Source organism: Streptomyces sp. NPDC090022, from assembly GCF_044748145.1.
Lineage (GTDB): Bacteria > Actinomycetota > Actinomycetes > Streptomycetales > Streptomycetaceae > Streptomyces.
The window spans coordinates 26,628-39,802 of the sequence record NZ_JBIVFN010000022.1 but is presented as its reverse complement, the minus strand read 5'-3'; the positions used below and the strand labels follow the sequence as shown (position 1 = coordinate 39,802).

The window sequence follows — 13,175 nt, the reverse complement described above, 5'->3', positions numbered from 1 at the left end:
ATAGATATTTGGGGGGCAGATGGCACCGAAAGGCAACACGCGCCGCCGCCGGGTGGTGCGGGCCGTGCTCGCGGCGCTGGCCGCACTGGCGGTCGTGGCGGCCGGCCTGGGCGGGCTGGTGGTCTGGCAGAACACCTACGACCTGCGCGAGGAGGCTGTGACGGTACGCCGGGACGGCCGGACCCTGGACGGCACGCTGGCCCTGCCCGAGCAGGGGAAGGGGCCCTTCCCGCTCGTGGTCTTCGTGCACGGGGACGGGCCCGTCGACGCCACCCACGACACCTTCTACCGGCCGATCTGGGAGTCCTTCGCCCGCGCCGGGTACGCCTCGCTGTCCTGGAACAAGCCGGGCGTGGGCGGCTCGCCCGGAGACTGGCTCGACCAGTCCATGGACGACCGCGCCCGGGAGGCCGTCGACGCCATCGCCTGGGCCCGGCAGCGGCCGGACATCGACGGCCGCCGGATCGGCCTGTGGGGCGCCAGCCAGGCCGGCTGGGTGCTGCCCAAGATCGCCGCCAAGGACCCCGGCATCCGCTTCGTCATCGCCGTCTCGCCCGCCGTCAACTGGCACCAGCAGGGCCGCTACAACCTCCTCGCCGAGCTGCGCCGCGACGGCGCCTCCGACACCGAGGTCGCCGCCGCCCTGCGCCGCCGTGAGACGGGCCTGGAACTGCTCGGGCGGGGCGCCCCGTACGAGGAGTACGTACGCGCCGTCGGCGATCCGCAGGGCATGACGGCCGCCCGCTGGAGGTTCGTCTCCAAGAACCACACCGCCGATGCGAGCGCCGACCTGCCGGCGCTGCGCGGGGTGCCCGTCCTGCTGGTGCTCGCCGGACACGACGTGAACGTGGACACCGCCGACACCGAGGCCGCCTACCGCCGGCTGCTGCCGGGGCCCGCGCTGCGCGTCGGCCGCTACCCGGACGCCACGCACGGCCTGGTCAAGCACGACGTCGAGAACTCCTCACTCCGCCTCACCCTGACCGCGCTGTGCGCGCCCAGGGCCCTGTTCGCAGACGGCTTCCTGGAAGACCAGCGGCAGTTCCTGACCTCCGTCGACACCGAAGGAGCGAAACGATGACCACCCGGCCCACGACAGGACCCAAGGCAGGACCCAAGGCAGGACCCACGGCAGGGCCGTCGGCCGGGGCGGCCGCACCGCGGCGCCTCTCCGACGTCGACGCCCTGCGCGGCTTCGCCCTCTGGGGCATCCTGCTCGTGAACATCACCTTCATGGCCTCGGCGTACCGCGGCACCGGCGTGGACGACCCGGCCTTCGGCTCCGCGCTCGACACCGCCGTCCGCTTCGTCACCGAGGTCTTCTTCGAGGCCAAGTTCTACCTGCTGTTCTCCTTCCTCTTCGGCTACAGCTTCACCCTCCAGCTGGCCTCCGCGGACCGCGCCGGCGCCGCCTTCCTGCCCCGCTTCCTGCGGCGCTGCGCGGGCCTGTTCGTCCTCGGGCTCTGCCATGCCGTCCTGCTCTTCCCCGGCGACATCCTCACCACCTACGCCGTGCTCGGCCTCGTCCTGCTCGCCGTGCACCGGATCCGTCCGCGTACCGCGGTGCGCGCGGCCGTCGTCCTGTTCACGTTCACCGCCGTCGGCTACCTGCTGCTGGCCGGGGCGCTCGCCGCCACCGGAGGCGGCGGCATCGACACCGCCGCCGTCACCGAACAGGGCCGCCAGGCCACCGAGGCGCTCCGCGGCGACGCCGCATCCGTGATCGGGGCCCACCTGCGGCAGCTGCCCGACGTGGTGTTCATGCTGGCCTTCTTCCAGGCCCCTGCGGCCTTCGCCGCGTTTCTGCTGGGCCTGGCGGCCGGCAAGCGCGGCGTGCTGACCGACCTCGCCCGCCACACGCCGTTCCTGCGCCGCCTGCAGTGGACCGGCTTCACCATCGGCGTCGCAGGCGGCCTGGTCTGGGCACACGCGAGCCAGGGCTACTCCGGTACGGCGTACCAGCTGGTGGCAGTGGCCGTGGACGTGGTGACCGCGCCGCTGCTGGCCGCCGCCTACGCGGCCACGGTGCTGCGGACGCTGGCCGGGCCACGGGGCCGACGCCTGGCGGCGGTCCTGGCCCCGGCGGGCCGGATGACGCTGACCAACTACCTCACCCAGTCACTGGTGCTGGCCTTGGTGTTCACCGGTTTCGGCGCCGCCCTGGTGGGGCGCATCTCCCCGGCCCTCGTCACCCTGACCGCCCTGGCCCTGTTCGCCGTACAGCTGGTCTTCAGCCGCTGGTGGCTGGCCCGCCATCCCTACGGCCCCGTGGAGTGGGCACTGCGTGCGCTCACCCTGGCCCGGCGCCCGCGTTGGAAGGGGGAGGCGGCATGACGGCGCGCCTGTGGCTGGCCCGGGGCCTGAACCCCGCAGACCGGGAGGCGGTGCTGCCGGTGGTGGCCGTCGACCCCGACGGCGACCCGGCAGAACGCGCCGTCGCCCGCCTGTCCGCCCAGGGGTACGAGGGCGACGGCTGCCTGTTCCTGGTCCGTACGGACGGCTGGGCCGAGCGCCGGCTGTCGGACGGCACGCTCACCGTGTCCGTCGCCGCCTACCCGGCGGACCCCGACGACGCGGACGGCGTGCTCCGCTCGGCCCGGGATCCGCAGGCCGTGCTCCTGCTGACGGTGAGCGCACCGGTCTCGGCGCTCGCCTACGCGCGGGCGACCGATTCCACGGTGGTCGTCGTCACCCCGGAAGCCCGCTCGGCCGGCGACATCGAGGCGGACCTGGGCACCGGCGCACTCTGGCCGCTGATCCTCGCCCCGCCGCCGTCCCGGCTTCCTGAAGCCTTCACCGGCCACGGCCGCGACCACAACCACGGTCGCACCCAGGGCAGGTGACATCCTTCATGCTCATGACCATGCACCCCACGGCGGTCCTCGTCCGCCGCCCCGGCCACCTGACCGGCGACGACGGGCTCTCCGCCCTGCTGACCGCCTACCATCTGCAGACCGAGGCGGAGAAGGGCCTACCGGCCGAGGACGCAACACAGTTGCCCGCGCGCTACCGGGCGGAGATCCAGGACCCGCAGACCGCATTCGCCGACGACATGGTGTGCCTGGCGCTCGACGGCGCTGCGGCCGTGGGCTGTGTGGTGGTGACCGCCCCGGCCGACGGGCGTTCGGAGATCAAGCGGCTGTGGACCGATCCGGCCCACCGTGGGCGCGGCATCGCCTCCGCGCTCATCCACGAGGCGCTCTCCCACTGCGCCGACAGCGGTATCACCACGGTCCGGCTCTCCGTATGGCGCTGGCGGACCGCCGCGATCGCCCTGTACGAGCGGTGCGGCTTCCGCGTGACCGACTCGTGGGACGCCCGCGAGGGCCTGGTCTGCATGGAACACAGCAGGCAGCCGGGTCCGAAACCCGGTCAGACGGCCTGCCCGTAGTCGTCCGCGCCCGTTGGCTCGTCGCTGCGGAGCGGGTTCCCCCTGCTCCGCCGCCGGCGGCGGTGGGGTGGCCGGACCGGCAGCCCGGTCCGCCGGTCGAGGTGTTGCGCGGCTACAGGTGGCCCGGGAGCAGACGCGTACGGGCGCAGATCCGCACCACCCCGGCCGGGCTGACGCCCTGGTAGCTGCTGGCCTCGTGCGGTCCGCCGGGCTGGTGAGGTCGGTGCCTCCTGCGGCCTTCTGAGGCACGGTGGCCGGACGGGTGGCGACCACCAACAGGGGGGTCGTGAAAATCCTGTCGTCCCGACTCTGCTTTTCGCAGGTCAAAAGCCGTTCTCTCATCCATGAGAGGACGGCCTTTCTCGTGCGTCCGGGGCCATGGCGGTCGCGTGCTGAGGATGGGGCGGTAGCGAGTCGATGTCTTCCGAAACCGTGCATACCGTGCCGTGCGCCGCCTACGGCGACGCCAGCGTCGGGCGGTCGGCGCGATTTCCGCCGCGCCAAGGGCAGGGTGCCGAACCCTGGGCGGGGTACGGGGTGGCCTAGCATGACGCGGGTGATGCGTCGCCTGCCGCCGCCGCTCCGGATGTGGTCCGGGGTGCTGCTGGTGTGTGCGCTTCTGCTGTGCCTGGCGGGCATCGCCCGGCCGGCGATGGCCATGCCGGAACCGATGCCAGGCATGGCCATGGGTATGGACATGGGCAGCGCATCCACGTCCGGGCCCGGTCCGGACGCCGCCCACGTGCTGCGGGCGACGACGTCCGGGAGCGCGGATCACGGGACCCACTGCCCGATGGCGACGCAGCAGTGTGCGTCGCGGCAGGCCACCCCGGCCCCGGACAGCCCCGCCGCCCCGCCCTTGGCGGAGTCGCCCCGTGGGGAGAGCTGTCTCGCCGTCGCCGTCGTGACCCTGCCGAACGCTCCGCCGTCCATACCTCCCCCTGATCTGAACCGGTTGTGCGTGTCACGGACGTGATCGTCCGCCTGCCCGCGGGGCGTGTGCCCTGCGGGACGCGGTGAGACCCACGTCCTCTTCGGCGTGCCCGCGCCCCGGCGCGGTGTGCTGCCGACCTGCCCGATCGGGAGTCGTTGACGCATGTCGTCGTCCGTCGCTCTGCTCGTCACCGGTGTCTCCACCGGTCTGCTCGCCGGTGGTGCCTCCTGCGCCGCCGTACAAGGGGGGTTGCTGGCCGGCGCGGTGACCCGCCGCCGTACCCCCGCCTCCGACCCGGCCGCCCGGCGGCCGGCCCGAGCCGCCTCGCAGGCCGAGGGCCGACCCGAGGGAGCTGCCGCCGCGCTCCCCGGAGCGCCCGGGGCCGAACGCCGGCCCTTGGCGCCCGTCGGGGCTTTCCTGTCGGGCAAGCTCCTCTCGCACACGCTCCTCGGTGCTCTGCTGGGGGCCTTCGGCAACGCGATCCAGCCCAGTCCCCGCGCGCAGGCCGTGCTGCTGCTGGCCGCCGGTCTGCTGATGGTGCTGTTCGCCCTCGACCTGTTCGGCGTCAAGACCGTCGGGCGGCTCGTGCCGCGCCCGCCGGCCTCCCTGGGAAGGCTGTTGCGCCGCAGCGCCAGGACCGACTCGGTCGGCACCCCGGCCCTGATCGGCTTCGCGACCGTCCTGGTGCCGTGCGGGGTGACCCTGTCCATGGAGCTGCTGGCGGTCACCTCCGGCTCCCCGGTGGCCGGGGCGGCCGTGATGGCCGGTTTCGTGCTCGGCACGGCGCCCCTGTTCGCCCTGCTCGGATACCTGTTCAGGCGCAGTGCGCAGGCGCTGTCCGGCCGACTGGCCGTGCTGACCGGTGTGGTGGTGCTGACCGTGGCCGTCTGGACGGTGGGCTCCGCGCTCCAGGCCGGCGGCTGGTTCTCCTTCACCGCACCGGCCGAACCGGCCACGGCCACCGGACCGTTCACCGTCGAGCAGGCCGAGGGAGGCGAGGAGGACGGTGACCCGGCTCCTTCCGGAACCGGCGGCACGGCCGTCGACGCCCCGCCGGTACGCATCGACGCCTCGGGCAAGCAGGTCGTCACCCTCACCGTGACGGACTTCTACGAGCCCACCGCCTTCACCGCGAAGGCCGGCGTGCCGACCACCCTCGTCCTGCACGGCAAGGACTCCGGGGGCTGCGCCCGCGCCTTCACCATCCCCGAACTCGGCGTCCAGGAGATCGTCGAACGCGACGGTGACACCGAGGTCGACCTGGGCACCCGCAAGCCCGGCACACTCCGCTTCTCCTGCGCCATGGGCATGCAGACCGGCGCCATCGACTTCCGCTGAGGACCTGTGACATGAAGCTGTTCCGCAAGAAGAAGAACGAAGCCGCCGAGGCGGACGGGCCGACCGTGGACCTGGTCGTCGACGGCATGCACTGCTCCAGCTGCGCCCTGCTCATCGACGACGAGCTGGAGGAGGTCGACGGAGTACGCCGGGCCGGCACGGACGTCCGTACGGGACGCAGCCGCGTCCTGCTCGAGCGGGGCGTGGACGTGGACCCGGCGGCGCTCGTCGCGGCGGTCGAGGCCGCGGGCGACTACACCGCCCGTATCGCCGTCGCCGACTGAACGCGCGGGACCCGTGTCCGGGGGCCCGGCAGGGAGCCCGTAGCCGGACCGGGTCTCGCCTCGGGCCCTCTATGCGGGGCTCAGGACCGGGCGTTGAGGTAGCCGATGAGGGCGGCGCCCCACCATCCGGCCGCCGTGCGAATTGAAAATGACTATCATCATCATATAGAAGTATGGCGTGCTCATCTCACGACAGGTGCTGGAGCTCCCGACGGCCGCATTGCGTCCCTTCGCCCTCACCGCCCTCCGGCATCCCACGGTCTCCACGCTCCTGGCGGATCACCGCGCCCTGCTGGCCGACCTCCTGGACGGCCTGGGGTCACCGCTGCACATCGTGCTGCCCGAGATCTTCGAGGAGAACGTCGCCGAACTCCGGCGGGCGTTCGCCGAGGCGGGCGCGGACGCCGACATCCTGTTCGCCAAGAAGGCGAACAAGGCCGGGTGTTACGTCACGTCGGCCGCCGCCCTCGGGCTCGGAGTCGACGTCGCCAGCGTCCCCGAACTGGTCAAGGCGCTGGCCGGGGGAGTGCCCGGACACCGGATCGGGATCTCCGGCCCGGAGAAGGACGACACGCTGCACGCGCTGGCGGTCCAGCACGACTGCCTGGTCGCCGTCGACTCCCTCAGCGAACTCCGCCGGCTGGCCGCGACCGCCCGGCGCGCGCGGCGGCAGGCCCGTGTGCTGCTGCGGTGCCGGACGGCCGGTCAGCCGGCGAGCAGATTCGGGCTGTCCGCCGGTGAGCGGGAGGCCGCCGTCGCTCTGTGCGCGGAACTCGCCGCCCACATCAGCCTCCGGGGATTCTCCTTCCATCTGAACGGCTACTCCAGCGCCGAACGCGCGACAGCGGCGAACGAGATGATCGAGCACTGCCTCGACGCCCGACGGCGCGGCTCGCTCCGCGCCGAACTGGTCGACATCGGCGGCGGGTTGCCGGTCCGCTACGTCGAGCCGCGCCTGTGGGACGCGTTCGTCGAGCAGAACGAGCCGGCCCACTACCACGCGGCCAGGGACTTCAAGGACTTCTACCCGTACGGCGGTCAGCCCGCGACCCGGGCAGTGCGCGCGATCATGGCGCACCCGGTCGACGGCGGCGAGAGCCTGTCGGCGAAGGCGTCACGCAACCGCATCCGGTTCGTCGTCGAGCCCGGCCGGGCCCTGCTGGACCAGGCCGGATTCACCCTGTTCCGCGTTCAGCAGGTCGACGACCGACGGGACACCGACGGGTACGCGATCGTCACGGTCGCGGGCAGCAGCTTCAGCCTCTCCGAGCAGTGGTTCAACACCGACTACCTCCCCGATCCGCTGCTGATGTCCTCCCGGCCCGTCGCCGACGAGGTGTTCCCGGCCTGTGTCGCGGGCTCGACCTGCCTGGAGAACGACCTGGTGACCTGGCGGAAGATCGGCTTCCCGAGGCCCGTACGGCGCGGTGACCACCTGGTCTACCTCAACACCGCCGGCTACCAGATGGACTCCAACGAATCACCGTTCCATGACGCCGCACTGCCGCTGAAAGCCGTCGTCCGGCTCGGCGACGGCGCCGGCCCGCCGCGTTGGCGGCTGGACGGAATCTGACGCGATCTCGAACCCGTCCGACGCGATCCGAAACGAACTCTCACGAAGGAGAACCCCTGCATGTCACACCACCACGCCCCACCGGGGCCGTTGTGGCTGTTGCCGCAGTCGGCCCAGGAAGGGCTGGACGTCGACCACCGGCAGGTGATCGCGGTCGTCGAGCAGGCCTACCGCGCGCTGCGCGAAGGCGGCTCGGACAACCCCGTAAAGACGATCATCGACGACCCCGGCCACCGCTCACTGAGCTATTCGATGGTGGCCCGGGACGGCGGCAGCGGCACCGTCTGCTTCAAGGCCGTCTACGAGCACGACCCGCGCCGCAGCCGGGACGCCTACCGGTTCCACTCGTTCGTCTTCCTCGTCGACGACACCACCGGGGCCCCCATCGCGTTGATGGACGTGGTGAGACTCGGACCCTTGCGGTCCTCGGCCACCACCGCGCTGTTCGCCCGCGCCGCGTGCCCCGACGCGCGCAGCGCCCTGGTCGTCGGAACCGGTGTCCAGGGGCGGACGGCGCTGCCGATGCTGCTCGCGGCCCTGCCGGAGCTGGAGCGGTTGCGGGTGTTCGGCACCTACCCCGACGGCCTGCGCGCCGTCCAGGACAGCGCCGACGGCCGCGAGGTCGAGATCGTACGGGATCTGCGGGAGGCCGCCGGCGAGGCGGACATCGTGATCGGCGCCGCCGGCCTCTCCGTCACGCAGGAGGTCCGGCGCGACTGGATGAAGCCCGGCTCGGTCGCCGTACTGCTCGGGTACGGCGTGCACGCCGACGTGTGCCACGGCGCCGACTACCGGATCGCCACCGATACCGCCCAGATGCACGCCACCTGCGACGACCTGCGGGGCGAGGACGGCAGCCTGCCGTCGGTCGACGCCCAGCTGCCGGACATCCTGCTCGGCCGGGCACCCGCCCGCCGCCATCCGGACGACGTGGTCTTCGCCTACAACAGCGGCATGGCGGTCACCGACGCCGCGCTGGGCCGGTACATAGCCGATCTCGCCCTGGCGAGCGGGCGCGGCGAAAAGGTCAACTTCTGGTGAGCAACGGCACAACCGACAGGATCGGCTGGTGGATCAGGAACTCGCGGGCGCTGCTCTCGCTCGCGTTCCCGCTGATCCTGACCAACTTCGCCTACGTCGCGCTGACCACGGTGGACATCGTGATGCTGGGCAGGCTCGGCGCGGTCGAGATCGCCGCCGCCGGACTGGCCATCGCGCTGTTCAACCAGCTGCGCACCACCGGGACCGGCCTGGTCACCGGGGTCGGCAACCTGGTGGCCGAGGCCCGGGTGCGGGACGACCGGCAACGGATCGGCGCGCTGCTGTTCGCGGGCTTCTTCTGGGCGACCGTCTGCGGCGTGGTGTTCTGCGCGGCGCTGCTGCTGGCCGGCCCACTGCTCGTCCTGCTGGGCCAGGACCCGGCCGTGGTCGACAAGGCGGGCGAGTTCCTGATGGTCCTGGCGCCGGGCATGCTGCCCTGCCTGTGGTTCCAGCACCTGCGGCACTTCACCACCGGCCTCAAGCGGCCCGGCCCGCTGCTGGCCATCACGCTGACCTCGGTCGGGGTGACCATCGGCCTGAACTACGTACTGATCTACGGCAAGTTCGGCCTGCCGGCCTTCGGATTCGTCGGCGTCGCGATCGCCACGGTCACCGTGTTCCTGCTGTCCTTCCTGGCCTTCATCGCGGTGATCCTGCGCGACGGCGTCCTGCGCTCCTACCTCACGTCGCCCGACGCGCGGCGCTGGAACGGGGACGCGGTCCGCTCCGTCTGGCGCCTCGGCCTGCCGATCTCGGGCACCTATGCCTCGGAGGCCGGGTTCTTCAGCGTGCTCACGCTGATCATCGGTTCCCTGGGCGTCGACGCCCTCGCCGCGCAGACGGTGCTGAACCAGATCGTCTACATCGCCTTCATGATCTCCGCCGGCCTGTCGCACGCGGCGTCGATCCACATCAGCGAGGCCGACGGCGGCCGTGACTACGTCACCGCGCGCAGAACGGGACTCCTCGGCCTGGCCTGGGGCGTGATCGCGATGCTCGTCGTCGCCGTCGTCTACCTGGCGGTCCCGGACCCGATCGTGTCCCTGTTCCTCTCGGCCGAGCACGCCGGCAACGCGGGCGTCATCGCGCTCACCGCGACCGGACTGCTGATCGCCGCCCTCATGCAGGTCTTCGACGCCACGCAGAACATCGGCAACGGCATCCTGCGCGGCATCGGCGACACCGCCGGCCCGTTCCGGATCTCCCTCGTCGGGTACTGGCTGATCGGGCTGCCCGCGGGCTACCTGCTCGGGGTGAGCGCCGGCTGGGGCGTCGAGGGCGTCTGGATCGGCCAGACCATCGGCCTCGCCGCCACCGCCGCCCTCCTGCTGGTCGCGTTCCTGCGCCGCGTCGACCGGCTCCACCGAGCGGTGGCCGGCGTACCCCTCCCGGAACCGGAGTCGTCATGAACCACGCCCTCGCACCGGCCGCTTCGGCCGCCCTGATCCGCGCGGAAGTGGCGGGCCTGCCCCGCTACGATCCCGGCGCCGACCCGGACGAGGTGGCCGCCCTCGGCGGGGTCCGCCGGGTCATCAAACTCTCCAACAGCGAGAGCCCGTACGGCGTTTCCCCCGCCGTTGCCGCGGCCGTACGCCGGGGCCTGGCCGGCGGCGTCGCACGCTACCCCGACCCCACCGGCAAGCGGCTGACCGAGGCCATCGGGAGGAGCCTGGACGTGCCGGCCGGGCGCGTCGTGCTCGGCAACGGTTCGGAGAACCTCCTGGAGCTGCTGTGCCGGGCCGTACTCGACCCCGGTGACCTGGTGGTCACCCAGGCACCCGGGTTCAGCCTGCACGAGACCTTCCCCCGCGTGATGGGGGCCCGGGTCGAAAAGGTCCCGGTCACCGCCGAGTTCGGGTTCGACGCGGCCGCCTGGCGCGACGCGCTGGCCGCGGGCCCGAAGCTCGTCTTCCTCGCCAACCCGTGCAACCCCACCGGCACGACGCTGACCTCCGGCGAACTGGCGCGCGTCGTGGCCGACACCCCGGCATCGGCCCTGCTGGTGCTCGACGAGGCGTACGGCGAGTTCGCCCGCGCCGACCCGGAGTACCCCGACGGGCTGGAGGCCCTGCGCGCGCTGGACCGGCCGTGGATCGTGCTGCGCACCTTCTCCAAGGCATACGGCCTGGCGGGCCTCCGCGTGGGGTACGGCATCGCCTCCGACACCACCCTGGTCCAGGCACTGGACCAGGTCCGTACCCCGTACAACGTCAACCAGCCGGCCCAGGACGCCGCCGTCGCGGCGCTGGGCGACCACGCGCACCTGGCCGACACGGTCCGCCGGACCCGCCTGGAGATCAGCAGGGTCACCGACCGGCTGCGCGGCGCGGGACTGTGTGTGGTGCCGTCCTCGGCCAACTTCCTGTTCATCGACACCGGCTGCCGCTCCGACCGGGTCGCCCAGCAGCTGCACCGCGCCGGAATCATCGTCAAGGCGTGGCGCGAGCCGGGATACGAGACCTACATCCGAGCCTCCCTGTCGACCCCCGAGGACAACGACGTCTTCGTGCGGTGCCTGACGGAGATCTGCGCGAAGGACACGGCGTGATCAAGACCAGAACATCCGACCTGATCGGGCGGACGCCCCTGCTCGAGCTGTCGGTCGCGGACGGTTCGGCGACCGTCCTGCTGAAGATGGAGCAGTACAACCCCACCGGCACGGCCAAGATCCGGATGGCCAGGAACATGGTGGACGAGGCGGAGGCGGCGGGGCTGCTCACCCCCGGCGGGTGGCTGGTCGAGTCCACCTCCGGCAACACCGGACTGGGCCTGGCGCTCATCGCCGCCGAACGCGGGTACAAGTTCACCGCCGTGGTGGACAACCACTCCTGTACGGACAAGCTGCGCGGGATGCGCGCCTACGGTGCCGACATCCTCAACGTCGCCGGGGACGAGGAAGGCCTGGCCACCGCCGAACGCGACACCGTGGCCGCGCGCCTCGCCGCCGAGCACGGCGCGTACTGGACCGCGCAGCACAACAACCAGGGCAACCCCAACGGCTACCGGCCACTCGCCCGCGAGCTGCACGACGACCTGGGCGACGGGATCGACTACCTGTACGGGGCCGTCGGCACCGGTGGCTCGCTCTGCGGCACCGGCCGCGTCCTGCGGGAACGCATCCCGGACCTGAAGATCATCGGCGTGGAGCCGGTGGGGTCCGTCGTCTTCGGCGGCGCGGGCGCGCCGTACCACCAGTCCGGCACCGGTACGCCCGAAGGCTCGGAGATCGGCGACGTCGTCGACTACGCGCTGATCGACGAGGGGGTCAGGGCCGGCGACTCGGAAGCCTTCGAGACCTGCCGCTACCTGGCCAGGAACTTCGGCGTCCTGATCGGCGGCTCGGCGGGCGGCGTGGTCTACAAGGCCCTGGAACAGGCGCAGCGCTCAGGGCCCGGGACCACGATCGTCGTGCTGGTCTGCGACGGCGGCGAGAAATACCTGGACACCGTGTTCAACGACGACTGGATGGCGGCGCACGGCCTGTTCGACGCCCAGGTCGTCCACCGGCTGGCCGCGCTGCTGCGGTAGCGGCCGCCCCTCTTCCCTCACATACAAGGAGACACCATGCGCATATCAAGAATGAAGACGATGACGGCAGTGCTGACGACCTTGACGGTGCTCGCGGTCGCGGGGTGTGCCGGCGACGGATCCGCTCAGGCCGGTGGGCCCGGGACGGCCGCAGGGACGAGCGGACCGGGCTACCCGTTCACCCTCAGGAACTGCGGCACCGACGTGACCTACAAGGCCGCGCCGAAGAAGGCCGTCACCCTGAACCAGACCGCCGCCGAGATCCTCATCCACCTCGGGGTGGGCGACCGGATCGCCGGAACGGGCTACGAGATCGAGAAGACGCCGGACGCGATAGCCGAGCGGTACAAGAGGATTCCGGTCCTGTCCGCGCCCGGGCAGGAGATCAAGCACGAGAAGCTGGTGGAAGCCCAGCCGGACTTCGTCTACGGCTCCTTCGCGAGCATGTTCACCGCGGAACAGTCCGGCGACCGCAAGCGGTTGCACGAGCTGGGCGTGCCGACCTACCTCACCGAGTTCGACTGCTCGTACCACGAGAGCGTGGCGGGCGCGGACTTCGACATGCTGTACGAGGAGTACCGCCGGCTGGGCAGGATCATGGGCGTGCCCGCCGCCGGGGAGAAGCTGGCGACCGAGCAGAAGGCCGTGGTGGACCAGGCGCTGAGCGGCGTCAGGAAGCGGGACACGCCGCTGAGGGTGATGTGGTTCTACTCCACCTACGAGGGCACTCCGTGGGCGGCGGGCCCCGGCGGTCTGCCGCAGCACATCTCGGAGCTCGTCGGCGTCCAGAACATCTTCGCCGACGCGAAGACCAAGTGGGCGGAGGTGAGCTGGGACGAGGTCGCCGCCAGGAACCCCGACGTCATCATCCTGGCCGACCTGACCCGGGGCGAACCGAACGACACCGCCAAGGAGAAGGTCGACCTGCTCAAGAAGGACCCCCTCACCGGCAAGCTCGACGCGGTGAAGGGTGACCGGTTCATCACCATCCCCGGATCGCACATGGATCCCAGCTACGGCAGCGCGTCCGTCGTTCCCACGCTGGTCGACGGTCTCAACCGGCTCGGGTGACAGTCGACCACCATG

The 13,175-nt window shown here is 71.8% G+C and carries 12 protein-coding genes; all 12 read left to right on the top strand.

Features of this window, described 5'->3' with window-relative positions; translation table 11 throughout:
- Positions 1-19: 19 nt before the first annotated feature.
- The 12 genes from ACIPXB_RS29025 (at position 20) to ACIPXB_RS28970 (ending at position 13,160) form a co-directional block, all read left to right on the top strand.
- A complete protein-coding gene (locus tag ACIPXB_RS29025) occupies positions 20-1,081 on the top strand; it encodes an alpha/beta hydrolase family protein (protein ID WP_401454492.1) in 1,062 nt (353 codons plus the stop codon).
- Positions 1,078-2,334, top strand: a complete 1,257-nt coding sequence (locus ACIPXB_RS29020; RefSeq protein WP_401454490.1) for a DUF418 domain-containing protein — start codon at positions 1,078-1,080, stop codon at positions 2,332-2,334. Before ACIPXB_RS29025 ends, ACIPXB_RS29020 begins: the two co-directional genes overlap by 4 nt.
- Complete coding sequence (locus ACIPXB_RS29015; RefSeq protein WP_401454489.1) at positions 2,331-2,843, top strand: hypothetical protein; 513 nt, start codon at positions 2,331-2,333, stop codon at positions 2,841-2,843. Before ACIPXB_RS29020 ends, ACIPXB_RS29015 begins: the two co-directional genes overlap by 4 nt.
- A 14-nt stretch (positions 2,844-2,857) precedes the next feature.
- Positions 2,858-3,391, top strand: coding sequence for a GNAT family N-acetyltransferase (locus ACIPXB_RS29010; RefSeq protein WP_401454486.1), 534 nt, complete (start codon positions 2,858-2,860; stop codon positions 3,389-3,391).
- Between the two features lie 1,096 nt (positions 3,392-4,487).
- Positions 4,488-5,663, top strand: coding sequence for a sulfite exporter TauE/SafE family protein (locus ACIPXB_RS29005; RefSeq protein WP_401454484.1), 1,176 nt, complete (start codon positions 4,488-4,490; stop codon positions 5,661-5,663).
- A gap of 11 nt (positions 5,664-5,674) precedes the next feature.
- On the top strand, positions 5,675-5,947 hold the full coding sequence (locus ACIPXB_RS29000; RefSeq protein ID WP_401454482.1) for a cation transporter: 273 nt from the start codon (positions 5,675-5,677) through the stop codon (positions 5,945-5,947).
- A 178-nt stretch (positions 5,948-6,125) separates the two neighbouring features.
- Positions 6,126-7,520: an alanine racemase gene (locus tag ACIPXB_RS28995; RefSeq protein WP_401454481.1), complete on the top strand. Its 1,395-nt coding sequence runs from the start codon at positions 6,126-6,128 to the stop codon at positions 7,518-7,520.
- A gap of 60 nt (positions 7,521-7,580) precedes the next feature.
- Positions 7,581-8,561 (top strand): ornithine cyclodeaminase, encoded by a 981-nt coding sequence (locus ACIPXB_RS28990; protein WP_401454480.1) that lies wholly within the window; start codon positions 7,581-7,583, stop codon positions 8,559-8,561.
- Complete coding sequence (locus ACIPXB_RS28985) at positions 8,558-9,970, top strand: MATE family efflux transporter (RefSeq protein WP_401454478.1); 1,413 nt, start codon at positions 8,558-8,560, stop codon at positions 9,968-9,970. Before ACIPXB_RS28990 ends, ACIPXB_RS28985 begins: the two co-directional genes overlap by 4 nt.
- A complete protein-coding gene (gene hisC / locus ACIPXB_RS28980; RefSeq protein WP_401454477.1) occupies positions 9,967-11,109 on the top strand; it encodes a histidinol-phosphate transaminase in 1,143 nt (380 codons plus the stop codon). The genes ACIPXB_RS28985 and hisC overlap by 4 nt, the downstream gene beginning before the upstream one ends.
- Complete coding sequence (locus ACIPXB_RS28975; protein WP_401454475.1) at positions 11,106-12,089, top strand: PLP-dependent cysteine synthase family protein; 984 nt, start codon at positions 11,106-11,108, stop codon at positions 12,087-12,089. The genes hisC and ACIPXB_RS28975 overlap by 4 nt, the downstream gene beginning before the upstream one ends.
- A 36-nt stretch (positions 12,090-12,125) precedes the next feature.
- On the top strand, positions 12,126-13,160 hold the full coding sequence (locus ACIPXB_RS28970; RefSeq protein WP_401454473.1) for an ABC transporter substrate-binding protein: 1,035 nt from the start codon (positions 12,126-12,128) through the stop codon (positions 13,158-13,160).
- Positions 13,161-13,175: the final 15 nt, after the last annotated feature.

Excerpts from the sequence above, each read along its gene's own strand:
- ACIPXB_RS28970 (WP_401454473.1), top strand. The coding sequence starts at position 12,126 with ATGCGCATATCAAGAATGAAGACGATGACGGCAGTGCTGACGACCTTG.
- hisC (WP_401454477.1), top strand. The coding sequence starts at position 9,967 with ATGAACCACGCCCTCGCACCGGCCGCTTCGGCCGCCCTGATCCGCGCG.
- ACIPXB_RS29005 (WP_401454484.1), top strand. The coding sequence starts at position 4,488 with ATGTCGTCGTCCGTCGCTCTGCTCGTCACCGGTGTCTCCACCGGTCTG.
- ACIPXB_RS29000 (WP_401454482.1), top strand. The coding sequence starts at position 5,675 with ATGAAGCTGTTCCGCAAGAAGAAGAACGAAGCCGCCGAGGCGGACGGG.
- ACIPXB_RS29025 (WP_401454492.1), top strand. The coding sequence starts at position 20 with ATGGCACCGAAAGGCAACACGCGCCGCCGCCGGGTGGTGCGGGCCGTG.
- ACIPXB_RS29015 (WP_401454489.1), top strand. The coding sequence starts at position 2,331 with ATGACGGCGCGCCTGTGGCTGGCCCGGGGCCTGAACCCCGCAGACCGG.
- ACIPXB_RS29010 (WP_401454486.1), top strand. The coding sequence starts at position 2,858 with ATGACCATGCACCCCACGGCGGTCCTCGTCCGCCGCCCCGGCCACCTG.
- ACIPXB_RS28990 (WP_401454480.1), top strand. The coding sequence starts at position 7,581 with ATGTCACACCACCACGCCCCACCGGGGCCGTTGTGGCTGTTGCCGCAG.
- ACIPXB_RS29020 (WP_401454490.1), top strand. The coding sequence starts at position 1,078 with ATGACCACCCGGCCCACGACAGGACCCAAGGCAGGACCCAAGGCAGGA.